This window comes from Mesorhizobium sp. M0244, assembly GCF_040321795.1.
Taxonomy (GTDB): Bacteria; Pseudomonadota; Alphaproteobacteria; order Rhizobiales; family Rhizobiaceae; genus Mesorhizobium.
This window is the reverse complement of the sequence record NZ_JAMYSE010000090.1, coordinates 1-25,367: the sequence shown is the minus strand read 5'-3', so window position 1 is coordinate 25,367 and position 25,367 is coordinate 1. Positions and strand designations below refer to the sequence as shown.

The following is a 25,367-nucleotide window of genomic DNA, read 5'->3' as shown; positions in this document are numbered from 1 at the left end:
TTTTTACAACCCCCCACCCCCCCACCCCCCTGGCCTTGGGGGGGGGGGGCGGGGTTTTTTTATAAAACCCCACCCCCACAAAACAACCCCCGCCGGGTTTTGGCCCGCCCGCTCCGAGTTGCCTGAGATTCTGAGTTCTCTGGTTGTGTTTAAGCGCCGCGCATCAGACAGCCGGCGGCCAGCACGATGTAGGCGATGACGACAATCCACACGGCAGCCAAAGGGATGAACGCAAGAACGCCAAGCGCGGCGAGAACGCCGATGATGGCGATAACAAGGGATATGATGAAAATAAGCTGGGTAGGCGCACTGAGATTCATGTTCGGTCCCTCCTCAACATGATTCGTACAGCGGCATACTATCAGGCGCTTGGTCACACACCAATGAGCACACGCAGCGGGTCGCCGGATTGGCCAGCAGTTTTCCGGCGAGAAAATATGGCGGGTTCCACCACGCGCACCCCGTTTGCGCCAGGCCGATTCCGCGCTACCTATCTCCGGACGAATCGGAGGGGACGCTGATGGCGATGGGATTGCTGGACCAGATACGCTCGATCTTCGACGGCGACCCCGGCGTGCGCAAGGTGGCGGACGATCCGGTGCTGTCGGCGGAGTTGCTGATGCTGTTCCGCATGATCCTGGCCGACGGTTCGGTCAGCGAAAGCGAGATGACCGCCTTCAGGCGTATCTGCCGTGAAGCTTTCGGCATTCCCGAAACCAGCATCGACAGCGTCATCGAATACCTCAACGAGTTCGGCTACGAGACCAACGGCTCGCAGGCCATTGCGCAGTTCCGCGACCTCGACGTCGAGCGGCGCAAGCTGCTCGCCCGCCACATGGCGGAAATCGCCAAGGCCGACTCGCAGCTTGCCGGGAACGAGATGCGGCTTCTTCGCCGCACGCTCGACCTGCTCGACATCAGCCCGGTCGATTTGGTCAAGCCACAAGACTGAGACATCGTGTGCTAACGATTTGCTGACGCCGACAGCTATCTGGGACGACTGCGGGAGCTGATCGGCGATCGTCTGGTGCTGATGCCCGATGCGCGGATCGCCATCGAGGGCGCCGATGGTCGCATCCTGCTGCAGAAACGGACCGATTTTGGTGTTTGGGGTCTGCCGAGCGGCAATGCTGAGGAAGGGGAGAACCTGGAAACGGTGGTAAGCCGGGAGGTAGCCGAGGAAACCGGGCTGATCGTCAGCGGCATCGAGCCGTTCGGGTTTGGCTGCGACCCGCAATATGAAACATTCCTGTTTCCGAATGGTGATCGAGCCCAGTTCTTCGCGCTGATCTTGCATACGCGCTCCTTTGAAGGCGAGCCGGCCGTTATCGATAACGAGAGCAGCGCCGTCGGCTGGTTTGCGGTCGACGGCTTGCCCGAAATGCTGCCCAATATGGCGCGCAGCATCGACGCCTATCTCCGGTTCAAGGCCACCGGGCAATTCCAGATGATCTGAGGGGCCTCAAACCTGTTCCTGCACCGCCGTACAATCGCGCGGTGCAGGTCTGGGGCGCTAGGCAAGCCCGAATGCTAGGACCAGGAAGCCCATTGCACCGAACCCGGCGTGGATAACGATCCCGGCCCATGTGCTGCGACGCCGCTGGACAATGTAGGGCAGGAGCAACGTGATCGGCACAAGGGTCAACAGGACTTGCCAAGGGAAGGCAGCGTGGAACAACAACCACAGGGTCCCATTGACCAGCCAAGCCCGCCTCCCGAAGGCAACCTCTTGCCGCGGCAGTGCGACACCCCGCCAGACAAACTCTTCCCCAACGATGTTCAGCACAAAAAACGGCAGCCACGCGCCGAGAATCCAGTACCGGCCGGGACCTAGCGGCTCGAAAGCCATGAACGAGGGATGAATATTCTTCCCGTCTTGCAGCATCCGGAGCGCGGTGCCGATGCCGCCGGTCAGCGCGCTGACAGCCGCCAGCCCGCCAACAGCCCAGAGCCAGTCGCCGCCATTCATCGGGCGAAGCCACAGCCGCGCGCCCAACGAACCCAGCCTTCCTGGACGCCGTTCTCGATACAACAGCAGGGCAGCCGTGAGGAGCAGGGGGCCAAAAAGGATGATGCTTGCGGCCAAGAACCACATCACCACAGTCTCAGCCCCGGTGGCGGAGACGAACGCTGGGACTGCTACCCGCGTTGTCAGGAACAGCAGCAGAGCACCCGCCCCGAACAGCGCAGCAGAGCCGCCCAGGCCCAGCGGCGGAACCCGATTGGGCTCGGGCCCTTCGCACCTTTCAAAACTGTTGGCTGTCAATGGCCATTCTCCCGCCCGTACGCCGACGAATAAGCCGTGCCACAAAGCTGCTCTAACCCTGCTCCTGCATCTTTTTCGCAATGGCCCGATGCAAATCGGGAGCGGCGGCGACCAGCGCCTTGGCCGCCTCGGACTGCGGGTGGTCGAGCACTTCGCTCGTCCTGCCGCGCTCGACGATCTTGCCGTCATGCATGACCATCACTTCGTCGGTGATGGCGCGGGCGACGGTCAGATCATGGGTGATGAACAGATAGGCGATGCCGAGCTTCTGGTTGAGCTCGGCGAACAGGTCGAGGATCTGGGCGCGGATCGAGACGTCGAGCGCCGAGACCGGCTCGTCGGCGACGACCAGCTTCGGCCGGGTGATGATGGCGCGGGCGATCGACAGGCGCTGGCGCTGGCCACCCGAAAACTCGTGCGGATACTTGTCCATGTCGCTTGGTGAGAGGCCGACCTCGTGCAGCGCATGCGCCACCATCTCGCGCCGCGCGGCGGGCGGCGGCTTCTTCTCCAGCACATGCAGCGGCTCGGCCACCAATCTTTCGACCTTCTGGCGTGGGTCGAACGAGCCATACGGGTCCTGGAACACGACCTGCATGTCGCGCCGTGCCGGCTTCAGCTCCGCCTCGCTCTTGCCGGTGAGGGTGTCGCCGCGGAAGCGGATCGTTCCGGCGGTCGGCTTGTCCAGTGCCAGAACCATGCGGGCGAGGGTCGACTTGCCGCAGCCGGAACGGCCGACGAGCGCCACCGACTGACCGGGCGCCATCGAGAAGGAGACATCGTCGACGGCACGGATGGGAGCAGCGCGTTTCAACAGCGATATGCGGCGTCCCGGATAATCGCGCGTCAAATTGTCGACTTGGAGCAGGGGTTTGCCTTGGCCGACCTCATGTGTTCGGGCGCGCGCCGGCACATGCATCGAGGCCTGCGCCAGTTGGCGCGTGTAGGGATGGAGTTGTTCGGACAGCGTGCGCGCCGTGTCGCCGGCCTCCATCACCTCGCCGTGGCGCAGGATGGTGATGCGGTCCGCCATCTCGGTCACCACAGCGAGGTCATGTGAGATCAGCAGCAGGCCCATGCGGTTTTCCGCTACGAGGTCGCGCAGCAGGTCGAGGATCTGCGCCTGCAGCACCACGTCGAGCGCGGTCGTCGGCTCATCGGCGATCAGCAGCTTGGGTTTTAGCGCACAGGCGATGGCGATGACGACGCGCTGGCGCTGGCCCCCGGAAAGCTCGTGCGGATAGCGCGACAAAGGGAACTGCGCCGCCGGCAAGCCGACCCGGTCGAGCATTTTTCGCGCCCGTTCCTCTGCGTACGCGCGGCTCGCCCTGGTGTGCCAGCGAATACCCTCGGCAACCTGCTCGCCGATGGTCTTAACCGGGTTGAGCGCCGTCATCGGCTCCTGGAACACCATGCCGATGTCGTCGCCGCGCAGCGCGCACATCTGATCCTCGCTCGCCGCCAGGATATCGATGCCGTCGAAGGTGACGCGTCCGGTGGCGTGCGCCGTCCAGGGCAGTAGCTGCATCACGGTGAGCGCCGTCATCGACTTGCCGGAGCCGGATTCGCCGACCAGCCCCATCACTTCGCCCGGCGCGACGGAAAGCTCGACGTCTCTGAGGATACGGGTGCCGCCGATGGTCAGCGACAGCTTGTCGATTTCGAGCAGGCTCATCGCTGCCGCCGCGATTTCGGATCGAGAATGTCGGCAATGCCGTCACCAAGGAGGTTCAAGCCAAGCACGGTGATGACGATCGCCATGCCGGGAAAGATCGCCATCCACGGCGCCACCACCATGCGGGTCTGGGCGTCGAACAGCATGCGGCCCCAGCTCGGCATCGGCGGCTGCGTGCCCAGCCCGACATAGGAAAGCCCGGCTTCGGCCAATATGCCCAGCGCGAACTGGATGGTGCCTTGTACCAGGAGCAGCGTGGCGATGTTGGGTAGCACATGTTCGATGCTGATCAGCGTCCTGCTCTTGCCGGCGGCGCGGGCGGCGAGGATGAATTCGCGGGGCCAGATCGCCAGGGCGCCGGCCCGGGCGACGCGCGCGAATACCGGGATGTTGAAGATGCCGATGGCAATGATGGCGTTGAACGCGCCCGGCCCGAAGATGGCGGTGATCATAATTGCCGAAAGCAGCGCCGGAAAGGCGAAGACCAGGTCGTTCAGCCGCATCAGCACGTCGTCGGCGGTGCCGCCGCGCGCCGCGGCAAAGGCGCCGAGCGGCACGCCGATGCCCATGCCGATGCCGACCGCCACCAGCGCCACGGCAATCGAGTTGCGGGCGCCGACCATGATCATCGACAGGATGTCGCGACCGAAATGGTCGGTGCCGAACCAGTGCGCCAGCGATGGCGCCTGGGTCTTGTCGGAAATGACCAGCTTGGTGACGTCGTAAGGCGTCCAGAAGAAGGAAAGGATGGCGACCGCGGCCACCAGTGCGGTGATGACGAAGCCGGCAAGGAACGAACGGTTTTTGAACGCCTTGGCCAGGATGCCGGCAAGGTTCTCGTCGGGGATGTCGATGTGCAGCGTCATTGCCGGCCTCTCAGGCGCGGATCGACCACCGCATAGGAGAGATCGACAACGAAATTGACGACGATGACGGCGGCGACCAGCAACATGACGACGCTCTCGACCACGATCAGGTCACGCTGGTTGATCGCCTGGAACACCAGCCGCCCGAGGCCGGGCAAATAGAAGACGTTTTCGATGATGATGGTGCCGGCAAGCAGGAAGGCGAATTGCAGGCCTAAAATGGTGACCACCGGGATCATGGCGTTGCGCAGTGCGTGCCGCCATAAGACAAGACGATAGGGCAGGCCCTTGGCGCGGGCGGTGCGGATGTAGTCCTCGTTCAGCACTTCGATCAGCGCCGAGCGGGTGACCCGGGCAAGGATCGCCGCCTGCGGCAGAGCGAGGGCGATTGCCGGCAGGAATAGCGATTTCAGCGCCGGCCAGACGCCGGCGCTCCAGCCGGGAAAACCGCCCGCCGGCACCAACCGCAGCCAGACGGCGAAGAAATAGATCAGCATCAGCGCGAACCAGAAATTGGGCACGGCGACGCCAAGCTGTGCGGCACCCATCGCGATCGTGTCGCCGGCGCGGCCGCTTCGGCTGGCGGAAAACAGTCCGACCGGAATGGCAATGGCGGTGGACAACGCCAGCGCCATCAGCGTCAGCGGCAGCGAGACGACGAGGCGCTCGCGGACCAGATCGATGACCGGCACCGAATAGGTGTAGGAACGGCCGAAATCGAGGCTCATCAAGCCGCCGGCCCAATGCAGGTAGCGCAGCACGACGGGAGCGTTGAGGCCCATCTGGTTGCGCAGCAATTCGACCTGATCGGCGCTCGCGTTCAGGCCAAGCATCAGCCGCGCCGGGTCGCCGGGAATGATCTCCAGCACGGCAAAAACGACCATCGAGGCCAGAACCAGCGTGACGACGGCGATGACGAGGCGCTTGAAGAGGTAGGCGGTCATCGCACACGGACCGCTGCGTTGCCTGTCGCGGAGACCAGGTGACAGTGCTCTTTCACGCCCGTCTCTGTCCTAGCGGACGCTACGGGTCTCGGCAGGGCAGTCGCTTCAGACAAAAGGTAGCGCTCGACCGGCCAATAGTCGAAGTCGGCGCCGCCCCTCATCTGCCTGCCGGCATCTTCTCCCCGTATAGAGACGGGGAGAAGGGGGCTGGCCGCAACCTCAGCACCCTTTCTGCACCGCTGAAGATTGGCGAAATCCTTTGCGAGGGCGTTCTTCTCCCCGTCACTATACGGGGAGAAGATGCCGGCAGGCAGATGAGGGGCAGCGCAGACCTGAAGCGATTGCCCTGCGGCTCGGGCCAAGCAGCCCGGCAGGGCAGAGGGGGGCGCGAAGGAGTGCAACTTTCGCCTATCTGCCCAGCGGCTCAATCCGTCCACTTCACCTTGGTCAGGTCGTTGGCCTGGATCGGGGCGTTTTCCCACAGGCCCTGCAGTTTAGCGTCCCAGACGCCGACCTTCGGCAGTTCGTAGAGGAAGCCGACCACGGCGTCATCGGCCAGGACCTTCTGCGCCTCGCCGAGCAGTGTCGTGCGCTTGGCTTCATCCGAGGTAAGGTTCAACTCGTCGATGATCTTGTCGAAGGCCGGGTTGTCGTAGTTGAAGTAATAGTCCTTGCGCGAATAGATATCGATGTCGTTGGGCTCGGTGTGGGAAACGATGGTCAGGTCGTAATCCTTCTTGGTGAAGACCTGGTCCAGCCATTGCGCCCATTCGACCGGGATGATCTCGAGATCGATGCCGATTTCGCGAAGCTCGGAGGCGATGATCTCGCCGCCAAGCCGCGCATAGGAGGGCGGCGGCAGCTTCAGCGTCGCCTTGAAGCCATTCTCCAGGCCGGCTTCCTTCAGCAACTCCTTGGCCTTCGCCACATTGTGCGGGTAGAGGCCGGTGAGGTCGACATAGGCCTTGCTGGCGGGCGACATGTGCGAGCCGATCGGCACGCCGAGGCCGGCCGAGGCGCCGTCGATGATCGCCTTGCGATCGAGTGCAAAGGAAATAGCCTGCCTTACCTGCAGCTTGTCGAAGGGCGGCTTCTTGTTGTTGATCGACAGGATGGTTTCACCTTCGGTCGAGCCGATCACCACCTTGAAGCGTGGGTCGTCCTTGACCTGGGCGACGCTGTCGGGATCGAAGAACGGAAAGGCCTGGATGTCGCCCGACAGCAATGCCGGAACGGCGGCGGCGGCATCCGGAACGATGCGGAACTCGGCCTTGTCGAGGAATACCGGTGCGCCCCAGTAATTGTCCGACTTGACCAGCGTGATCGACGAACCCTTGGCCCAGTTCTGGAACTTGAACGGGCCGGTGCCAACAGGTTTTTCCTTGTTGGTGTCGGCTGTCTCAGGCGCGACGATCACCGCGTCGCCCCAGCCCATATTGTAGAGGAAGGAGCCTTGCGGGTTCTTCAGCGTGACCTTCACCGTGGCGGGATCGACGACCTCGACCTTGTCGATAGCGGCGAACAGGCCCTTTTGCGCGTTGACGGAATTGTCGGCGCGGGCACGGTCGAGCGAGAATTTCACATCGTCGGCGTTGAAGTCGGTGCCGTCATGGAATTTCACACCGGTATGCAGCTTGAAGGTGTAGACCTTGCCGTCGTCGGAAATACTCCAGCTTTCGGCGAGATCAGGCAGCACTTCGCCGTTCGGGCCGATGCGGGTCAGGCCCTCGAAGACATTGGCATAGAGCACCTCGTCGATCGCCGCCGCGGCACCCGCTGTCGGATCGAGATGCGGGGGTTCGAGCGGAATGCCGATGACCAGATCGGTGCGCGCGGCCATCGCCGAGGTCCCGGCGGCCAAGGCCAATGCCGCAGCGGCCAGAATGGTTTTCCACAATTTCATCGTGCAATTCCCCATATGCTAAAACACGTGTCCAAACCCGGCGGATAGAAGCGTGGATTTGCCCCGGAGTAAATTGCGTTTCGTACCGTCGGCCGACATCGGGAGGAATGTTTTTCCGCCCACGCCCGGATCATCGCGGGCCGGCGCCCCTCAGCAGAACGCCGAGGCCGATCGCCATCACCTTTGCCGAGTCCAGCATATCGGCAATGCCGACCCATTCGTCGGGCCGGTGGGCGAGGTCGAGAATGCCGGGGCCATAGGCGATGCAGTCATAGATGTGGCCGATGCGGGCGATGTGCTTCTGGTCGTAGGTGCCGGGCGAAATCACGTAATCCGGTTCGCGGTCGAATATCTCCATGATGCCTTGCGCGACCGCCTTAACCACCGGCGCGTCGCGCTCGGTCATCAGCGGCAGCACCTCCATCAGGTCGCGGATTTCGTAGTCGAACTTTTTGCGCTCGCGCTTCAGCCGTTCGAGGATATCGGTCACCTCGCTCTTGACCGTAGCGAGATCCTCTTCGAGCAGGAAGCGGCGGTCGATGGTCAGCCGGCAGGAATCGGGCACGTTGGGCGAGGGCAGGCCGGGCCGGAAATCCTCGGTCTGGCCGCCATGGATCGAGTTGATGTTCATGGTCGAGCGCTTTGCCCCTTCGGGCACGACCGGCATGCGCGTCATCTTGCGATCGAGCGCCGGAAACAGCTCATCCTCGAAGGCCCGCAGCACCGCACCCATATGGCGCACCGCATCGTCGCCGAGGAACGGCATCGAGCCGTGCGCGATCTCACCCTTGGTCTCGATCTCCGCCCACCAGACGCCGCGATGGCCAAGGCAGATGCGGTCCTTGTTCAGCGGCTCGGGAATGATGACGTGGTCGACCTTCGGCCTGGAGAAATAGCCGAGCTTCGCCAGATGGGCGACGCCGCCAAAGCCGCCGGACTCCTCGTCGACCGTGCCCGAAATCTCGATGGCGCCGGGAAAATCGGGAAAGACCTCCATGAAGGCTTCAACGGCGATGATCGAGGCGGCAAGCCCGCCTTTCATGTCACAGGCACCGCGGCCATAGACCTTGCCGTCGCTGACGATCCCGGCGAAGGGATCGAGGCTCCAGCCGTCGCCGGGTTCGACCACGTCGATGTGCGAATTGAAGTGCACGCAAGCACCCGGCGCCCGGCCATCGAAGCGGGCGATGACGTTGACGCGCGGATAGCGGTCGGTGTCGCCGGGCGTGCCTTCGGCACGGATGAATTCAATCTCGAAACCACGCTTCTTCAGCCGCGCGCCGATATATTCGGCGCATGGCCGATAGGCTTCGCCGGGCGGATTGATGGTCGGAAAGCGGATCAGCTCCGCGGTCAGCGCAACCAGGTCATCGGCTCGGTCGTCGATCGCCTTGAGGAGCCGTTCGTTCGATTCGTTCATTCGGCCAATTGAGCAACGGACGGTGTGGTTTTGCAAGCCCGGCGGCGAATTGCGCCTTGATTACGTGTCGTTACGGCAACTATCGCGGGAAATCGTTCAAATTCGCTGCTTTAGATTGGTGAAATCGTCAAGGAGTAGGTGTTAGCTCGCTGGCTTGCCATCAAAACGCTGGAGAACGGCGTGAGGGCAGGCATGCAAGGGGCATCAAAGGGGTTTGATCGCATGAAAAACACTGTTCTCATGGCAGCGGTATTGATGGCGATGCTGTTCGGTTCGTCGTTCGAGAGTCGCGCGGCCAGCCTGGTCGCAAACATCGATATTTCCTCACAGACGATGACGGTAAGATACGGGCTTTCGTATTACCGGTGGAGCGTTTCCACCGCCCGCAAAGGCTACATCACGCCACGCGGCAGCTATCGTCCACAGCGGACGGCCCGGATGTGGTATTCGCGCAAATACGACATGTCGCCGATGCCCTATTCGGTGTTCTTCCGCGGCGGCTATGCCATCCACGGCACCGGCGCGATCCGGCAATTGGGGCGCCCGGCATCGCATGGCTGTGTGCGCCTCCACCCCAGCAACGCCGCCGCGTTCTATTCGATGGTGCGCAAGGCCGGCTTCGGCAATACGCGGATCCTCGTGACGAATTAGGGCCTGCTCCTCGATCCGCAACAAAAAACCCGCCGGACCGGCGGGTTCGTCGGGGCCAAATAGCACCATAGCGAAATTAGTAGCATAGCTGGCGGCACAAAGCAAGAACAAAATAAGGCTTGCGCCCAAAAAAGATGGTGCGCTCAGGCGGCTTTGTCGCGCATTGTCGCCGGCCGACGCTTTTTGCGGCCGCTGATCTCCCAGCGCTTGTGGAACCACATCCACTGGCCGGGGTCTTCGCGCACCCAGCGCGCGACCACGTCGTTGAGAAGCTGGGTGGTGGCGGGGACGTCGACACTGCCGCCGGCGGTGCGCGGCAAGGTGAGCTTGTCCTCGATCTCGAGCCGGAAACGATTGTTCGGCAGGCGCACGCAGCGCGCCGGATAGACATCGCAGTCATAGTGCCGCGCCAGGGTGCCGAGAACCCGGTTGCTCTCGCAGGGGCGGCCGAAGAACGTCGTTTCGAGCCCGCCCGTGAATTTCTGGTCGACCAGCACGCCGATATTGCCGCCTTTCTCGAGGACGGCCGCAAGCGCGAACGAGGCGCCGGTCGAAGACGGCAGCAGCGATCCCATGCTCGAGCGGCGGGTCGAGAGGATGTAGTCGGCTAGGTAAGGATTGTTGGGCGGGCGAAACAGTGCCGTGATGTTCATGCCGAAAGTGGCGGCCGCGACAGGCAGCAGCTCGAAATTGCCGAGATGCCCGGTAAAGACGATATGCGGCTTGTCCTCGCCGGCGATGCGCACGAAATGCTGCTCGCCCTTGACCTCGACGCGGCCCGGCTTTGTCGCAACGGGATCATAGTCGAATAGGGCATCGAGGAAGATATATTCGGCGGCGAGGCGAGCCATGTTGCCCCACATATCGGAAGCGATCGCCTCGATCTCGGCGTCGCTTTTTTCCGGATAGGCCTTGCGCAGATTGTCGACAGCAACTTGATGGCGCTGCACCCAAGGGCCGATGCGGCGGGCGGCGCGGTCGGCGAAATTGAGCGCCCGGTCGGGCGGCAGCAGCCGCAGCGCGGAGATGATGATCATCGCAACCCGCGCGACCAGCCAGTAGTTGAACTGGCGAAGCCGCCTGCCATAGCGGAATCCCAGGTCCCTGCGGATCTTCCTGAAAGCGTTGCCGATCATTCTCAGCCGACGCGCAGGATGATCTTGCCGAACACGTCGCGGCCCTCCATGCGCTTCAGCGCGGCATCGATGCCTTCGAAGCCGACCTCGGTGTCGATCACCGGCGCCACCAGACCTGCCGCCATCTTCTGCATGGCGTCCGCCATGTTTTCCATGCGGCAGCCGAAGGAGCCGAGCAGCTTCAGCTGCTGCTGGAACAGCTGCATCAAATTGATCTGCGTCGACACGCCGGAGGTCGAGCCGCAAGTGACCAGCCGTCCACCGCGCTTCAGGCACAGCATCGAGGCGGCAAAGGTGTCGGCGCCGACATGCTCGAACACCACGTCGACCCCCTTCTTCTTCGTCAGCTTGCGCACGACGCCTTCGAAGCGGTCCTCGCGGTAGTTGATGACGTGGTCGGCGCCGAGCGCCTTTGCCTTGTCGATCTTGTCGTTCGAGCCGACGGTGGTGATGACCGTGCAGCCCGTCTTCTTGGCCAGCTGAATCGCGGCGGAGCCGATGCCGGAGCCGCCGGCATGGACGAGGATCGTCTCGCCGGGCTGCAGCCGGGCATTGTCGAACAGCATATGCTCGACCGTGCCGAAGGTGACCGGCGCCACCGCCGCGCCGATCTCGCTCACGCCGGGCGGAGCGGGGACCAGAAGACGCGCCGGCAGGTTGACCTTTTCCTGCGCAAAGCCGTCGAGATGGAAGCCGTGAACGCCCGAAACATGCTCGCAGAGATTGTCGCGGCCTTCGCGGCAGGCGCGGCAAAGACCGCAGGTGCGGGCGCCATAGATCGACACCAATTGCCCGGGCACAAGGCTGGAAACGCCGGGGCCGACCGCCTCGACCTCGCCGGAGGCCTCGGCGCCGACGACCAACGGCAGCTTGCGCTTGGCGAAGGCCATGCCGCGCCAGCCCCAGACATCGATGTGGTTCAGCGCCACGGCCTTGATGCGCAGCGTCACCTCGCCGAGCGAAGGCGGCGGCGGTGGCGGCAGGTCCACCGTTTCAAGCCGGCGATCCTCGATAAGTTGCAATGCGCGCATGCCAGATCCCAGGTTGCGCATGACCCGAGAATCGTTTCGGAAAGGACCATGCGCACGACAACAGTGCTAGAGCGGAACGGTCGCTTAGACTGGTTCCCGCGCCATGACAAGGCAGGTGTTCTGGCCGCCGAAGCCGAAGGAGTTCGACAGGACCGTGCCGACCTCGGCGTTGCGCTTGGTGTTCGGCACCACGTCGAGCACGATCGCCGGGTCGGGATTGTCGTAGTTGATGGTCGGCGGAATGACGCTTTCGCGCATCGTCATCAGCGAAAATGCAGCCTCGACAGCACCGGCTGCCGATAGGGTATGGCCGATCATCGACTTGTTCGACGAGACCGGCATTGAGCCGATCCGCTCGCCGAACACCGTCGATAGCGACAAATGCTCCATCTTGTCGTTTTCGGGCGTCGAGGTGCCATGGGCGTTGACATAATCGATCCCGTCCTTGTTCAAGCCGGCATCGGCAAGGGCGGCGCGCACCGCCGCGATCGCCGGCGAACCGTCCGGCTTGGAGCGGGTGCGATGGAAATCGTCGGCCTTTTCGCCGCAGCCGCGCAATATGCCGAGAATGGTGGCGCCGCGGGCAAGTGCTGCCTCCAGCGATTCCAGCACAAGGGCGCCCGAGCCCTCGGCGAGCACGAAGCCGTCGCGATCCTTGGAGAACGGCTTGGATGCCTTTTCGGGGATGTCGTTGTGGGTGGAGAGCGCGGACAGAAGCGAGAAGCGGATCAGCGCTTCGGCGGTGGCCGAACCGTCGGCACCGATCGACAGCGCTCTGTCGCATTCGCCGCGGCGGATCGCCTCGACGCCGAGCTGGATCGCCGTGGCGCCCGAAGCGCAGGCGGTCGACAGCGTGATCGGCAGGCCGCGCGTGCCGAAACGGTCGGCAAGCCGGTCGGCGATCGAACCGAACTGGGTGGTCTCGAAGATGTCGAGTTCCTTGAGGCCACGCGCCACCCGCAGCAGCCTCTCGGCGCCGGCGTCGTGCCTGTCTGAATTATTGGGCTTGTCGGAATTGTAGAGCGAAAAGCGCTCGCTCCAGTCGAGCTCGACTGGCGGCGAAGCGAGGAAAAGCGGTCCGCCGAACTCGCCGGCATCGAGGCCGGCCTCCGACGTAGCTTCCTGGGCGGCGGTTTCGGCGAGCTCATAGGTGAGGGGACTGGCGCCCTTAGAACTCGACGGCAGGAAATCGACCATGCCGGAGATGCGGGTGTTGAGATGATCGACCGGGAAGCGGGTGATCGGATGGATGCCGGATTTGCCTGATGTCAGCGCCGCCCAATTGTCGGCCTTGCCGACGCCGAGCGACGTCACCACGCCGATGCCGGTGACGGCGACGATCGGCCTGCCCATATGGTCGTTCAGATTGGCCATGTTTCAAGCACCTCTAGGCGGCTTTGATCAGCGCCATGCCCTCGAATTGGTGATAGCCGATGGCCGTTGCAAGGACGGTCCGCGGAACGCTGTCAAACGGCTTTTCGATGGTGGCATCAAAGACAGGGTAGGCGGCCTTGCGGTCGACGGCCAGTGCCGCCAGCGCCACGGCGAACGGGAACTGCGCTTCCTTCATGTGGCCGGTCAGCGTCGAAAAGCCGCGTGCGGCGATCGCCGGATTGGCATCAAGCGCGGCTTTCTCGGCCGCGGTCGCGGCATGGGCGCCCGAAGCGCCGGAGATTGCCAGCAGCTCGCCATTCGGCAATGCGGCCTGCTTCAGCAGCGTGGCGATCTCGCCATCGAGTTCGCCCCGCCGGCGCCTGGCGCGGCCGGACAGGACCGGGCCGAGTTCCGCATAGATCTTCCGGCCACGGCTTGTCGCGTGCTCGCGCTGCTCCAGGACGAGAAACGCGCCGCCGGATCCGGTCACCACGCCGCCGCCATCGGCACCTTGCCTCTGCCAGACCGGCCGCCACGGACCGCGATGCAGGTAGCCGGCCAGTTCATAGCCGAGCAGCATGTCGGAATGTTCGGTCTGGAAAGCGCCGCCGACCAGTATATGCGTCGACTGGCCGGAGCGGATGCGCGCGGCCGCCGTCTCGACTGCGGCGACGCCCGCACCTTCCTCGCCCATGAAGGTACGCGAGGAGCCGGTCACCTTGTGGACGATCGAGATGTTGCCGGCGAGCAGGTTGGAAAGCTGCGCCAGAAACAGCGTCGGGCGCAATTCGGTGGTCAGCTTCTCGTTGAGCAGCACGTCGCGGTCGTTGCGGCTTTCCGATGCCGCGAGAATGGCCGCGTCGACTGCCTCGTCGCGCTCGCCGCCGCCGGCGGCCACCACCATGTCCATGGTCGCGCAGAGTTCGTCATTGCCCTTGATGCCGGCATCGTCGAGAGCAAGGCCGGCTGCATAGGTGCCCAGCCTCTGCCAGGTCTCCATCTGCCGCTGGTCGCCACGCTTGGCGATCTGCAGGTTCCAATCGATCTCCGGCAGCGGATGGACTGTATAGGGCGAGAAGCGCAAAGCCTCCAGAACCGGCTCAAGGCGCGGCTGGACAAGCTTTTGCCAATGCGCATCCGGACCCTCGCCCAGCGACGAGACAAGGCCGATGCCTGATATGACGACGTCGTGGGGATTCATGGGCGGCTGTTGTGGGTCGGGCGCGTCAAGCGCTGTGCTCAGGTGGCGTTCTTGGCGGCAACGAGCGCGTCGATCTTGGCGCACAGGTTCTTCATGACGAAATAGTCGTCGGTCGAAGCCTTGCCGTCGTTGACCTCCTGCGTCCACTTTTCCAGCGGCACCTTGATGCCGAATTCCTTGTCGATGGCAAAGACGATGTCGAGGAAGTCGAGGCTGTCGATGCCGAGATCGTCGATGGTGTGGCTTTCGGGCGTGATCGTCTCGATATCGATCTCGCTGGTGTCGGCGATGATCTTGGCGACTTTATCGAACGTGGTGGACAAGGGCTTTTCCTTCGATTGCGGGCGGAATCTGTCCGCATGTGTTTGGCGCTGTCTAATCGGTTTTTCCGGGCAGGAAAAGGCCTGATACGCCGGGCGCAGATGGGATGGCTGCCCAGGCAGAGCAAGATGAGATCGGAATCCAACCACGGCTTCTCGCAGCAGTGGCATTTCGGCAACAGCTATCTCGCTCGACGTGGGGAGCGACTGACCCCTCAGAACGTAACGCGGCCGAGTACCCGCAGGCCGTCGCCTTGCGGCTCGACGACCACGGCCTCGCCTTCACGCGGCGAGATGCCGGTCAATTCCTTGATGTTTTCGAGATGCGTGACCATGACCAGATTGTCGGAGCCGGAATAGCCGCGGATCTCGGCCAGGATCGCAGCGATCTGGGCGGCCTTCTCCTTTTCGTCGGTCTTCAGCAGGTCAAGCGGTGCGAACGGCTCCGGCTCGCTTTCGAAAGCGATGCGGGCGGTTTCGAGGCAGCGGCAATAGCGGCTGGACAGAACGCGTTCGATGGGTGCCGCGCGGGCGCCAAACAGCGCGCCGATCTTGCGCGCCTGCTGCTTGCCGCGCTCCGAGAGATTGACCTGGGTCGCGCATTTGCCGAGGTCGAAATTGGCCGCATCGGTGGTGCCGGTGACCATGGCATGGCGAAGCAGGACCACATGTCCGCCGTCGCGCAGCAGCGCCCAGCCGGATTCCGTCGCACGGGCTGTGGCGGGAACGGCAAGCAACAGCAGCGCCAGCACAAATCGAAGCATCAGACGTCCTTTTCGGGTGACCGGTAGGTAGGTCCCCGGTGATCGGCATATAGGGACGGCAAAGCGGGCTGAAAAACAAGCTGAGCGCAACCTATGGCCGAAACGCCTATCTCTTCGCCATTTGCTTCTTCACGAGGTCGATCTTCTGGTCGGTCAGCGGTACGGGGAGTGTGTAGCCGGCTTCGGTAAAGCCCTGCTTGGCGTTCTCGAAAAATTCGATCGCCTTTTGATAGTCGGCATTGCCGCCGCCATAGCTGCCGCGGTTCCAGTGGACGTCGCCGAGATTGTTCTGCTCGAAGGCCCATTGCATCGGCTGGCTTTCGCGGGTGAAGACTTTGAGCGTCGCCTCGAAGGCGGCTTCGGCGTCGTCCAGATATTTGCCGGTGCGTTCGAGATTGCCGAGATTGATCAGGCTCATGCCGATGCCGTTCTGCGCGTTTGCCCAATCGACGGGCGCGGTTTCGAAGGTCAGTACCTCCAGTGCCGCCCGGCGCGCGGCGATCGAAGCGGCCAGTTTGCCGGGATCGGCCTCGCTCATGCTCAGCCACTGCAGCGCCGAGCCGAGGCCGGCCTGCGCCAGCGCCCATTGCCGCGGCGTCGCCTCGCGCTTGTATTCGCGCAGTGCGTCGCGATAGGCCTCGATTGCCTCTTCGTAGTGCATCGGCTTGTCGGCCACGCCGCCGAGCAGTTGCAGCGTGTTGCCGAGATTGTAGTGGGTCATCGCCCAGTCGAGCGGAAACTCCTTCTTGGTGTAGACGCGCCGTGCCGCCCGGTATGCGGCGGCCGATTGCTCAAGCTTGGCAGCATCGCGGGTGCGCTGGCCGAGCGTCTGGTAGATCGAGCCGAGATTGTTCTCCGCTGAAGCCCAATCCGTCGGAAAACGCTGGCGAGTGAAGATGGTCAGCGCGTCGCCATAAGCGGCAGCCGCCTCTTTGAGCAGGCCGGTGCCAAGTTCGAAACGGGCAGCACTGCTCAGCGCATTGCCGAGATTGAGACGGCTGGTCGCCCAGGAGACCGGGAAGGTATCGCGGGTGCGGATCCCGAGCGCGGCACGGAAGGCGTCGGCCGCCTCGTCGATTTTCGCCTTGTCGTTGCGTTGCGTGCCGAGCGACACCAGCGTGTTGCCGAGATTGTTCTTAACCATCGCCCACTGAACGGGAGCTTTTTCGCGCGTGTATTCTTCCAGCGCCAGCCGGTAGGCGGCCTCGGCCTCGGCCAGGCGCTCGCCACTCGGTTCGCGTTCCGAGACCGCGTAAAGCGCAAGGCCAAGGTTGTTTTGCGAAGCGGCCCAGTCCAGCGGAACTTTTTCGCGCGGGCGCTTCTCCAGCGTGGCGCGCATCGCCACCACCGCCTCGTTCAGGCGTTTCGGGTCGCTCTCGCGTTCGCCGATCTTCAGCAGCACATTGGCCAGATTGTTCTGGGCGGCGGCCCAGTTGAGGTCGTCCTTCTCGCGCGCGAACACGGCAAGCGAATCGCGAAAGATTTTCGCTGCCTCTTCCAGCCGGCCGGTTTCGCGCTCGCGCTCGCCGATCGTCTGCAACACCACGGCCATGTTGTTGCGAGTGATCGCCCAGTCGCGGTTCTGCTCGCCATTGGGGATGAAGTTCAGGATGACGCGGTAGGCGTCGATGGCACGCTGCAGCGCTTGCCTGTCGCCAGTGGCGCTGCCATGGGCATTGAGCGCCTCCGCCTCCTGGTTCTTGTAGTTCCAGCGCAGCTTGTCGTCCCATTTCTCGACCAGCGAGAAGGCCTTGCGGTAGTCGTTGGCGGCAGACAGATAGTCGAAGACCAGCGCCGAAGCGTCGGCGCGCCTGGCATAGATCGCCGCGTCGGCGATGCGCTTCTGCTTGACCAATTCCTCTGCCTGATCGACCACGCCGCTGGCCTGCTCGACCCGGCCCACTGCCTGGTCGAGGAAGTTGCGCGCCGTGACGATGGCGCCCTGGCCGATGGCCTTGTCGGCCGAGGCGACGAGGCGGCTGATCTCGGGGTCGTCGGTGCGCAGCGCGTCGCGCTCGGAGAACATCTTCTTCAGGCGCTCGGCCTGGGCGTCGAGCAGCTTTTGCAGGTCGGTTGGATCCTCGGGCATCTTTTCGGTGCCGAGCGCCCTCAGCACGCCATAGAGCGCGTCGAGTGGCACGCCGTCCTGCAGCGAGGCCAATTCCACCTGTGCCCGTTTGGGATCTGGCAGCTCGGCAATCGTCAGCAGCAATTGCCGCCGCTCGCCGGTGATCAGCCCGTCGTCGCCGGTCGGCTCCTGCGGCGCTACGCCGAAATAGAGCAGCCGGCGCAGGCTTTCATTGACCCATGGCCGCTGCTTCGCCTTGGTGTCGAGATAGACTTCCTCGGTCACCATGCGCATGACCGAGCCGAACTCGGTGCCCTTCATTGCCGCGAGATGGCGCAGCAACGCCGCTGCATAGGGGCTGTTTTCGCCGACGATGCCATCGAGTGCCGGCCGCCCCGGCTCGGCGGCAAAGCCGATCACCGTTCCCAGATTTTCGCTCGCGGGTGCGTCGGCGAGCGCCCTGGCGCCGCGCACCGGTTCCAGCCCGCCGGCGCTTATCGGCGAAGCCGAGGCGGTTGGCGCCCGGCGCAGCACCGCATCCGGCGGAAACGGGTTGGTGCGGCAGGCATCGAGCAGCATGATCGCCACCGGCACGGTCTGCTTCAATTCGTCCATGACGGCGGAAATCGGCACCAGGGCCTGGTCGGCGTCCTTCAGCGAAGCAATATTGGCGTCGACCGGCACCAGGTAATTCTCGCCGCCGGCCTCAATGCCGTGGCCGGAATAGTAGATCAAGGCGACGTCGGCGTCCTCGGCATCCTCGGCGAAACGCTCGAGGTCGCGCTTCAGTTTTGCCGTATCGCGGTCGGTGACGCTGCGCGCATCGAAGCCGAGATCGGTCAGCATCTTGGCGATGTCGCGGGCGTCGTTGGCGGGGTTGGGAAGCGCCGTTATGTGCTGGTATTTCGATTGGCCGACGATCAGCGCCACCCCCTTGAGGCTCGCCGGCTCCGCGGCATGAGCCAAGGTCGCGACGAGACAGAGCAGGGCGGCGACGAAAGCCGTCAGCCACGCCTGTCTGAAGAAGTGCTGCTTTCCGACAAAGCCCATTCGCCCCATGTCCGCCCCGACAATCCCAAGCCTGTATAGCGCTGCCACCGGACCATGAGCAAATTCGGGCAAGATCCGTGCGGCGGATTGTGTGGCCGGGACATTCGTCAGGGCAGGGCGATTGCGCCGCAGTCTGGGCTCGCCTATCACGGGAAAAATGTCTCCGCTCACCGAAACCGTCCTCTTCGTCTTCAGTCTCGTCGGGCTCGGCTATCTTGCCGGGCTCACCGGCTATTTGAAGCCGGCGAGCGGCGAGGGCGTATCCGAATTCGCCATCAACGTGGCAATGCCGCTGTTGCTGTTCCAGACCATGATAAAGGCCGATTTCCACGGCGTGGCGCCGTGGTCGCTATGGGGCGCCTATTTCACGGCGGTCGCAATCACCTGGGCCGCCGGCCATCTGGTCACCACCCGCATCTTCGGGCGGGACGCACGCGCCGGCGTCGTCGGCGGCGTGTCGTCGTCCTATTCCAATGTCGTCCTGCTCGGCGCTCCCTTCATCATCGGCGTGTTCGGGCCAGCCGGGTTCGAAGTGCTGTCGCTGCTCGTTTCCATTCACCTGCCAGTGATGATGATGGCCTCGATCATCCTGTTCGAAATGTTCGGCCGTGGCGGCAGCGAGCCTGTGCATCCGCTTCGTGTCATCACGAGCTTTCTCAGGAGGGTATTCATCAACCCGCTGATCATCGGCATACTGGCCGGGCTTGCGTGGCGCTTCACCGGTGCGCAGCTGCCGGTGCTTGCGACGCGGCTGAGCGACGCGCTGGCCGGCACGGCCGCCCCGGTGGCGCTGTTCGCCATGGGGCTAAGCCTGCGCCGTTTCGGCATTTCCGGCAATGTCCGGCCGGCGCTGGCGCTGTCGGCGCTGAAACTGTTTCTGATGCCGGCGCTGGTTCTTGGCCTGGTCTGGCTGATCGGCCTGCCGCCATTGACCGCAAAGGTGGCGGTGGTGGTGGCGGCGCTGCCGTCCGGCATCAACTCCTATCTCATCGCCGTGCAGTTCAACACCGGCCAGGCGCTGGCATCGAACCAGATGACCATCGCCACCGCCAGCGCGGTGGTCACCACGGCCTTTTGGCTGACCGTGGTTGTCCATGTTTTTGGATAAGAGCCCGGCGAGATCGCTCTCGCTTTGGCTGGCCCAAACCCTATATGCCATCTTGTGATTGCTTGCGGGGCTTGCCCTGGGCTAAGAGCAGTGGCTCTAGCGATGCTATCGCGCACGTCCATTCACGAAATCAGCGACCGGCCCGCCAGGTGCCGAACGGAGGCGAGATCATGCTTCAGAAAACCAGCCATTTCATGCGGCAGGCCAATCTCATCAATGGCGAATGGGTGCAGGCCGATTCAGGCCAGACCGTCGACGTCAACAATCCTGCCACCGGCCTCAAGATCGGTACCGTGCCGAAATCGGGCAAGGCCGAGACCCGCCGCGCCATCGAAGCCGCCGACGCTGCCTTCAAGACATGGCGTAAGACCACCGCGCTCGAACGCTCGAAGCTGTTGCGCAAGCTGCACGACGCGATGATGGACAATCAGGACGTGCTGGCCGAACTGCTGACCATCGAGCAGGGCAAGTCGCTGCTCGAATCGAAGGGCGAGATCGGCTCGGCCGCGTCGTACATTTTATGGTTCGCCGAGGAAGGCCGCCGCACCTATGGCGATGTCGTGCCGTCACCCTGGGCCGACCGTCGTATCCTGGTGACCAAGGAGCCGGTCGGCGTCATCGCCGCCATCACGCCGTGGAATTTCCCGTCCTCGATGCTGGCCCGCAAGCTCGGCCCGGCACTTGCCGCCGGCTGCACCGCCGTGGTCAAGCCTGCGTCGCAGACGCCTTATTCCGGCCTTGCCTGGGGTGCGCTTGCCGAGGAAGTCGGCTTCCCCAAAGGCGTGATCAATATCCTGACCGGCGCCGCCGGTGAGATCGGCGACGAGATCTGTGCCAACCCGCTGGTCAAGAAGATCACCTTCACCGGCTCGACCGAGGTCGGCAAGATCCTGATCCAGAAGTCGTCGGTCACCGTGAAAAAAGTGTCGATGGAGCTCGGCGGCAACGCGCCGTTCATCGTCTTCGACGACGCCGATCTCGAGCGAGCCGTCGCCGGCGCCATCACCGCCAAATACCGCAATTCCGGCCAGACCTGCGTCTGCACCAACCGCTTCCTGGTGCAGGCCGGCATCTATGACCAGTTCGTCGAAAAGCTGGCTACTGCGAGCAACGGGCTGAAGGTCGGTTCCGGCCTCGAGGACGGTGTCCAGCAGGGACCGCTGATCGATGAGAAGGCGGTGGAGAAGGTCGAGGAGCTGATTGCCGACGCTACCGCCAAGGGCGGCAAGGTCGTCGCCGGCGGCAAGCGCCACGCGCTCGGCGGCTCGTTCTTCCAGCCGACGGTGATCGCCAATGCGACGCCGAAGATGCGCTTCATGAAGGAAGAAATCTTCGGCCCGGTAGCGCCGGTATTCAAGTTCGAGACCGAGGAAGAGGCCGTAGCACTCGCCAACGACACCGAGTTCGGCCTGGCCTGCTATTTCTACACCGGCGATCTCGGCCGCGCCTTCCGGGTCATGGAAGGGCTGAAATACGGCATGGTCGGCGTCAATGAAGGGCTCATCACCACCCCTGAAGCGCCGTTCGGCGGCGTCAAGGAATCGGGCCTCGGCAAGGAAGGCGGCCATCAGGGCATCGAGGATTATCTCGACACCAAATATGTCTGCATCGGCGGACTTGGTCTCTAGAAGCCTGATGCGGTAATACCGAAAACGATCCTGGGCCGCTTCGAAAGGCCAGGCTGGCATCGATCAATGAACTTGCGAGCATGGCAATGAAGGACGGCGAGGTTTTCGGCACGACGCAGGCGGGCGAGGCCGTCCGCCGCTTCACCATCCGTGGCGGCGGCCTCACCGCCAACATCATCGGGCTGGGTGCGATTATCCAGGATTTGCGCCTGGCCGGGCACGATGCGCCGCTGGTGCTCGGTTATGACCGTTTCGAGCATTATGAGATGGATACCGCCTTCTTCGGCACTGTCGTCGGGCGCTATGCCAACCGTATGCGCGACGGCCGCTTCACGCTTGCCGGCAAACGCTATCAGACCGAGCGCAATTTCCTCGAAAAGCACACGCTGCATGGCGGTTCGCAAGGTTTTTCGCGCCGGGCCTGGGCGGTTTCGCTGCACGGCAGAGATTTTGTCACGCTGACCCTGCACGACCCGGACGGCACGATGGGCTTTCCCGGCGCGCTGGACGTGACCTGCACCTACCGGCTGAAGATCCCCGGCACGCTCAGCATCGAACTGACCGCCACCTGCGAGGAGCCGACGCTCTGCAACCTCACCCAACATTCCTATTTCAACCTGGATGATGGCGGCGCCGGCGACATTCTCGACCACCGGCTGATGCTGAATGCCGGCGCCTATCTGCCGGTCGACGCCGATCTGATCCCGACAGGCACGGTCAAGCCGGTCGACGGCACACCCTTCGATTTTCGCCAGGCGCGGCCGCTGCGCATGGAGACCGAGGGCGAACAGCTCCCCTACGACCAGAATTTCTGCCTCGCCTCGACGCGCGGGCCGCTGAAGCAGGCATCATGGGCGCAAGGCGCGAATTCCGGCGTCGAGATGGAGCTCTGGACCACCGAGCCGGGCGTCCAGCTCTATACCGGCCAGTATCTGGCACCGTCCTCACCCGGATTGGGCGGGCGCCAGTACAGGGCGTTTTCGGGCTTCTGCCTGGAGCCGCAAATCTGGCCGGATGCGCCCAACCGGCCGTATTTCCCGCAAGCCACGCTGTGGCCGGGCCAGATCTACCATCACGTGACGGAATACCGGTTCAGGCTGCCTTAGGGCTGGAGTGCCCCTGCCGAAGCGTACGACTCGAGCGTCGCAAACACGCCCAATGCAGCGCCCTCGGGATTCTTGGTCGGTGGCAGAGCTTCAGCTATCCGGCGCACCAAGGTCGTCTCAGAACCGGCTGGAGCGTTCTTCCGGCTGAGGCGACTTCAAGCCCTGGCAGGAGCATTCCGGATTAGCGGGAAGTCGCGCTGCGGTATCCAGCGCGACCCGCGAGGCTGTCATGGAGAGATTGGGCAGCACGTCCTCCTGCAGCAATTTCTGGCGGTTGCGATCCATATAGTCGTTGAAGCCCGCCGTCACGAACGCGCAAGGCACGAAACACGCGCCGATCTCGCGCGACAAGGTCGCCTCAGGAGCGATGGAATGGTTGAGTACATCCGCCCCCATGCCCCGATACGCCAAGGCTTCGGCAGGCGTTGTCAGTCGGGGCCCATAACAATGGGCAGCCACCAACTGCTGTTCGATGCCGTAAACGCGGCATTCGGCTGGCCAATGACGGCGGGCCGTTTCGACCAGAACCGCCGCACATCTTGGACACACGATTTGCTTGCCCGAACAGTCAAAGCTCTGGCGGTCAGGAAGCAGTGAAAAGGGGGTCTGCGTCAGTTCGATGATATCGGCGGTCACCACCATATCGCCAGGCTGGATCGCCTTGTTGACGGCGCCTACAGTCGAGCAGGCGAGAACTTGCCGTACACCCGCCCGCATCAATACCCAGAACGCGCGGCGATGGCAGGAATGGTCGATATGGTCGCGGGGATTGCCGTGCGAATACATGCACAGCGCGCGCTTCGCTCTCCCTTCGGCTGTGATCGACGCATCGAACTCGAGCAGCTTCCAGTTGTCGGTACGACCGAAAGGCGTTTCAAAACTCATGTCGCGCCGCAACGTGCGCACGCCATGGAATGCGACATCTTCCGGGAAGGCAAGCCCCCAGTTTGCCGACCCGGTGATGATGGCCAACCCTACCTGAGGGATGTTCGTCGAATGATCCGTCAAATCGTCGGCTGCGTGGTGATTGGAGGGCATGTTTCCAGTCTCGGTCAGGGCTTTTGGCGAAGGGTCACAATCAGAACGACGGCCACGACGATGACGGTCCATAATGTCGAGATCGCCGCAATGGTCGGATCGATCTGATCGCGCAGCGACAGGAACATAAGCTTTGGCATCGTGCTGTTGCGACCACTTGCGATGAAGATCGAAATCACAGACTCGTCGAGCGAAGTCAGGAACGCCATCAATGTCGCCGACAGCAAGCTGATCCGAAGTTGCGGAACAATTATTCCGCCAATGGCTCTGGCCCAGTTTGCACCGAGGCTGCGCGCCGCCTGAACCTGGTTCCAGTCAAAACGGGCCAACGCGGGCAATAACACAATGCACGCGACCGGAATGGCCAGCACCACATGTCCGACCAGCACACCGAATAACGTTCCGATCAGATGTTGTGCGGCCAACACAAAGAAGAGACCGATCGCAAGCAGGATTCCTGGAGTGATCGAGGGGGTTAGCAGGACGCTCTGGATGGCCGCAGCGGCCTTTCCGCCCAGCCGATTCATTGAAATGCAGGCGAGCAGCGCAAAAGGCACCGCGATCAACGCCGTCAATGTCCCAAGGATCAAACTCGTTCTGAGCGCAGCCATCCACGTTGCCGAGCCGAAGAAGTTCTCGTACCAGCGCAACGAGTAGGCGTGCGGCGGAAACTCGAGGAGATTCGACGCCGAAAAGGAAAGCGGCACCACCACGAGCGTCGGCAACATCAGAAATGCCATGACAACAGCGGCAAAGCTCCAGAGCAAAATGCGGGCGAGCCTGTTTTGCGGATAGGTTTCAAGCATGGGAGGCTTCCACGGTGTTCTGGGCCACCAGGCGGCGTGCCGCCAGCAACATCACACCGATCAGTGCCATAAGAACGAGGAGCAGAATGCCCAGGACGCTCGCCGACCCCCAGTCCTGAAAGGTCGATAGTGTACGCTCGATCCGGGTAGAGAGAGGATTTACCTTGCCGCCGCCAAGCACCGCCGGCGTGATGAAAAAGCCTATGGCGTAGATGAGGACGATGATCGAACCCGAGAAAATGCCGCCCGCCGAGAGCGGCATAATGACTGTGCGGATGACCTGCCTGAGAGTGGCTCCCATGCTCGCTGCCGCGCGAATGAGATTTGGGTCGATATCGCGCATCGCAGCATAAACAGGCAGCAGCAAGAGTGGCAGCATGTAGTGCACCATGCCGATGAGCGTTCCCGTGAAGTTGTAGACGAGCGATAATGGCTCCGCCGTCAGGCCTGAACCGGTCAACGCCGCGTTGATCAGGCCATCGCGCCGCAAGAGCACTAGCCAACCATAGGTACGCACCAGAATAGAGGTCCACAGCGGCAGCATGACGAACGCCATGAGCACGTTGGCCACCCTTGGTCTGACGCTGGCCAGAGCCAGCGCCAGAGGGGTGCCGAGAAGAATGCAGGCCGCCAGCGTACCCAAGGATAGTTCGAGGGTCGTGACGAGCGCCGACCATGTCAGTCCGCTCGAAAGGACCTTCTGGTAGTTGCCGACGGTGTACTCACCCCCGGTGGTCAGGAAGGATTGCCGGATGATCCAAAGGATGGGCAGTATCGCCGCGAGTCCAACGATGAACAGCGCCGGGAGCGAAAGTGAAAGAAAAAACCGCCGCTCGCGCCGCGCATCCGCCGCGAGCGCCGGGTCCCGGACGACGGTCACGCCATCGCTCCCGGTATCGCGTGAACCTTCGCTGCCGGTGCATATGCGGTCATCCGCAGCCCGGCGGCAATCTCCGCGCAGCCGCCGGCCAGCGCTCGCGGCATGCAGCCAAGAACCTCATCCCCGCCGTCC

Annotated in this window: 23 protein-coding genes; 6 read left to right on the top strand and 17 right to left on the bottom strand. The window is 63.2% G+C overall.

Annotated elements, in window-relative coordinates; all coding sequences use genetic code 11:
- Window positions 1-149: 149 nt before the first annotated feature.
- Window positions 150-320 carry a hypothetical protein gene (locus tag NKJ08_RS31730; protein ID WP_352451984.1) on the bottom strand — a complete coding sequence of 57 codons (171 nt, stop codon included), beginning with the start codon at window positions 318-320 and terminating at the stop codon, window positions 150-152.
- Between the two features lie 200 nt (window positions 321-520).
- Between NKJ08_RS31730 and NKJ08_RS31725 the strand changes: the two genes are divergently transcribed.
- Complete coding sequence (locus NKJ08_RS31725; protein ID WP_352778513.1) at window positions 521-952, top strand: TerB family tellurite resistance protein; 432 nt, start codon at window positions 521-523, stop codon at window positions 950-952.
- Between the two features lie 81 nt (window positions 953-1,033).
- Window positions 1,034-1,456, top strand: coding sequence for an NUDIX domain-containing protein (locus tag NKJ08_RS31720; protein WP_352778586.1), 423 nt, complete (start codon window positions 1,034-1,036; stop codon window positions 1,454-1,456).
- Between the two features lie 57 nt (window positions 1,457-1,513).
- Here the strand turns inward: NKJ08_RS31720 and NKJ08_RS31715 are convergent, their stop codons facing one another.
- From NKJ08_RS31715 to NKJ08_RS31690, 6 genes are all read right to left on the bottom strand, one after another.
- Window positions 1,514-2,266 carry a CPBP family intramembrane glutamic endopeptidase gene (locus NKJ08_RS31715; protein ID WP_352778515.1) on the bottom strand — a complete coding sequence of 251 codons (753 nt, stop codon included), beginning with the start codon at window positions 2,264-2,266 and terminating at the stop codon, window positions 1,514-1,516.
- A gap of 52 nt (window positions 2,267-2,318) precedes the next feature.
- Window positions 2,319-3,941 carry an ABC transporter ATP-binding protein gene (locus NKJ08_RS31710; RefSeq protein WP_352778517.1) on the bottom strand — a complete coding sequence of 541 codons (1,623 nt, stop codon included), beginning with the start codon at window positions 3,939-3,941 and terminating at the stop codon, window positions 2,319-2,321.
- Window positions 3,938-4,807 carry an ABC transporter permease gene (locus tag NKJ08_RS31705; protein WP_352529781.1) on the bottom strand — a complete coding sequence of 290 codons (870 nt, stop codon included), beginning with the start codon at window positions 4,805-4,807 and terminating at the stop codon, window positions 3,938-3,940. The genes NKJ08_RS31710 and NKJ08_RS31705 overlap by 4 nt, the downstream gene beginning before the upstream one ends.
- Complete coding sequence (locus tag NKJ08_RS31700; protein ID WP_352785029.1) at window positions 4,804-5,751, bottom strand: ABC transporter permease; 948 nt, start codon at window positions 5,749-5,751, stop codon at window positions 4,804-4,806. Before NKJ08_RS31700 ends, NKJ08_RS31705 begins: the two co-directional genes overlap by 4 nt.
- Before the next feature lie 424 nt (window positions 5,752-6,175).
- Window positions 6,176-7,654: an ABC transporter substrate-binding protein gene (locus NKJ08_RS31695; RefSeq protein ID WP_352778521.1), complete on the bottom strand. Its 1,479-nt coding sequence runs from the start codon at window positions 7,652-7,654 to the stop codon at window positions 6,176-6,178.
- 130 nt (window positions 7,655-7,784) lie between these two features.
- Complete coding sequence (locus tag NKJ08_RS31690; RefSeq protein WP_352785025.1) at window positions 7,785-9,074, bottom strand: acetylornithine deacetylase/succinyl-diaminopimelate desuccinylase family protein; 1,290 nt, start codon at window positions 9,072-9,074, stop codon at window positions 7,785-7,787.
- Window positions 9,075-9,296: 222 nt separating this feature from the next.
- On the opposite strand from NKJ08_RS31690, the gene NKJ08_RS31685 reads away from it, so the two are divergent.
- Complete coding sequence (locus tag NKJ08_RS31685; protein ID WP_352778588.1) at window positions 9,297-9,725, top strand: L,D-transpeptidase; 429 nt, start codon at window positions 9,297-9,299, stop codon at window positions 9,723-9,725.
- 143 nt (window positions 9,726-9,868) lie between these two features.
- Here NKJ08_RS31685 and NKJ08_RS31680 read toward each other — a convergent pair whose 3' ends face one another.
- The 7 genes from NKJ08_RS31680 to NKJ08_RS31650 all read right to left on the bottom strand — a co-directional run bounded on the left by NKJ08_RS31680 (window position 9,869) and on the right by NKJ08_RS31650 (window position 18,669).
- A complete protein-coding gene (locus NKJ08_RS31680; protein ID WP_352785022.1) occupies window positions 9,869-10,861 on the bottom strand; it encodes a lipid A biosynthesis lauroyl acyltransferase in 993 nt (330 codons plus the stop codon).
- Between the two features lie 2 nt (window positions 10,862-10,863).
- Entirely contained in the window at window positions 10,864-11,892 is a 1,029-nt protein-coding gene (locus NKJ08_RS31675) for a zinc-binding dehydrogenase (protein ID WP_352778525.1), read from the bottom strand.
- An 84-nt stretch (window positions 11,893-11,976) separates the two neighbouring features.
- Window positions 11,977-13,266 carry a beta-ketoacyl-ACP synthase gene (locus NKJ08_RS31670; RefSeq protein WP_352778527.1) on the bottom strand — a complete coding sequence of 430 codons (1,290 nt, stop codon included), beginning with the start codon at window positions 13,264-13,266 and terminating at the stop codon, window positions 11,977-11,979.
- A gap of 13 nt (window positions 13,267-13,279) precedes the next feature.
- Entirely contained in the window at window positions 13,280-14,467 is a 1,188-nt protein-coding gene (locus NKJ08_RS31665) for a beta-ketoacyl-ACP synthase (RefSeq protein ID WP_352529767.1), read from the bottom strand.
- 38 nt (window positions 14,468-14,505) lie between these two features.
- Window positions 14,506-14,790, bottom strand: a complete 285-nt coding sequence (locus NKJ08_RS31660; protein ID WP_023719977.1) for an acyl carrier protein — start codon at window positions 14,788-14,790, stop codon at window positions 14,506-14,508.
- Between the two features lie 212 nt (window positions 14,791-15,002).
- Window positions 15,003-15,551, bottom strand: a complete 549-nt coding sequence (locus tag NKJ08_RS31655; RefSeq protein ID WP_352778532.1) for a histidine phosphatase family protein — start codon at window positions 15,549-15,551, stop codon at window positions 15,003-15,005.
- A 106-nt stretch (window positions 15,552-15,657) separates the two neighbouring features.
- A complete protein-coding gene (locus NKJ08_RS31650; protein ID WP_352785017.1) occupies window positions 15,658-18,669 on the bottom strand; it encodes a caspase family protein in 3,012 nt (1,003 codons plus the stop codon).
- 157 nt (window positions 18,670-18,826) lie between these two features.
- Here NKJ08_RS31650 and NKJ08_RS31645 point away from each other — a divergent pair, with 157 nt between their 5' ends.
- From NKJ08_RS31645 to NKJ08_RS31635, 3 genes are all read left to right on the top strand, one after another.
- Window positions 18,827-19,777, top strand: coding sequence for an AEC family transporter (locus NKJ08_RS31645; protein WP_352778536.1), 951 nt, complete (start codon window positions 18,827-18,829; stop codon window positions 19,775-19,777).
- A gap of 170 nt (window positions 19,778-19,947) precedes the next feature.
- Window positions 19,948-21,405 carry an NAD-dependent succinate-semialdehyde dehydrogenase gene (locus NKJ08_RS31640; protein ID WP_352778538.1) on the top strand — a complete coding sequence of 486 codons (1,458 nt, stop codon included), beginning with the start codon at window positions 19,948-19,950 and terminating at the stop codon, window positions 21,403-21,405.
- 80 nt (window positions 21,406-21,485) lie between these two features.
- Window positions 21,486-22,511, top strand: a complete 1,026-nt coding sequence (locus NKJ08_RS31635) for an aldose epimerase family protein (RefSeq protein WP_352785013.1) — start codon at window positions 21,486-21,488, stop codon at window positions 22,509-22,511.
- A gap of 117 nt (window positions 22,512-22,628) precedes the next feature.
- Here the strand turns inward: NKJ08_RS31635 and NKJ08_RS31630 are convergent, their stop codons facing one another.
- Genes NKJ08_RS31630 through NKJ08_RS31620 form a run of 3 tightly spaced genes read right to left on the bottom strand, consistent with a single transcriptional unit; the run spans window position 22,629 to window position 25,235 of the window.
- A complete protein-coding gene (locus tag NKJ08_RS31630) occupies window positions 22,629-23,549 on the bottom strand; it encodes a phosphorylase family protein (RefSeq protein WP_352778543.1) in 921 nt (306 codons plus the stop codon).
- Between the two features lie 14 nt (window positions 23,550-23,563).
- Entirely contained in the window at window positions 23,564-24,355 is a 792-nt protein-coding gene (locus NKJ08_RS31625) for an ABC transporter permease (protein WP_352785010.1), read from the bottom strand.
- Window positions 24,348-25,235, bottom strand: coding sequence for an ABC transporter permease (locus tag NKJ08_RS31620; RefSeq protein ID WP_352785007.1), 888 nt, complete (start codon window positions 25,233-25,235; stop codon window positions 24,348-24,350). Before NKJ08_RS31620 ends, NKJ08_RS31625 begins: the two co-directional genes overlap by 8 nt.
- Window positions 25,236-25,367 lie beyond the last annotated feature (132 nt).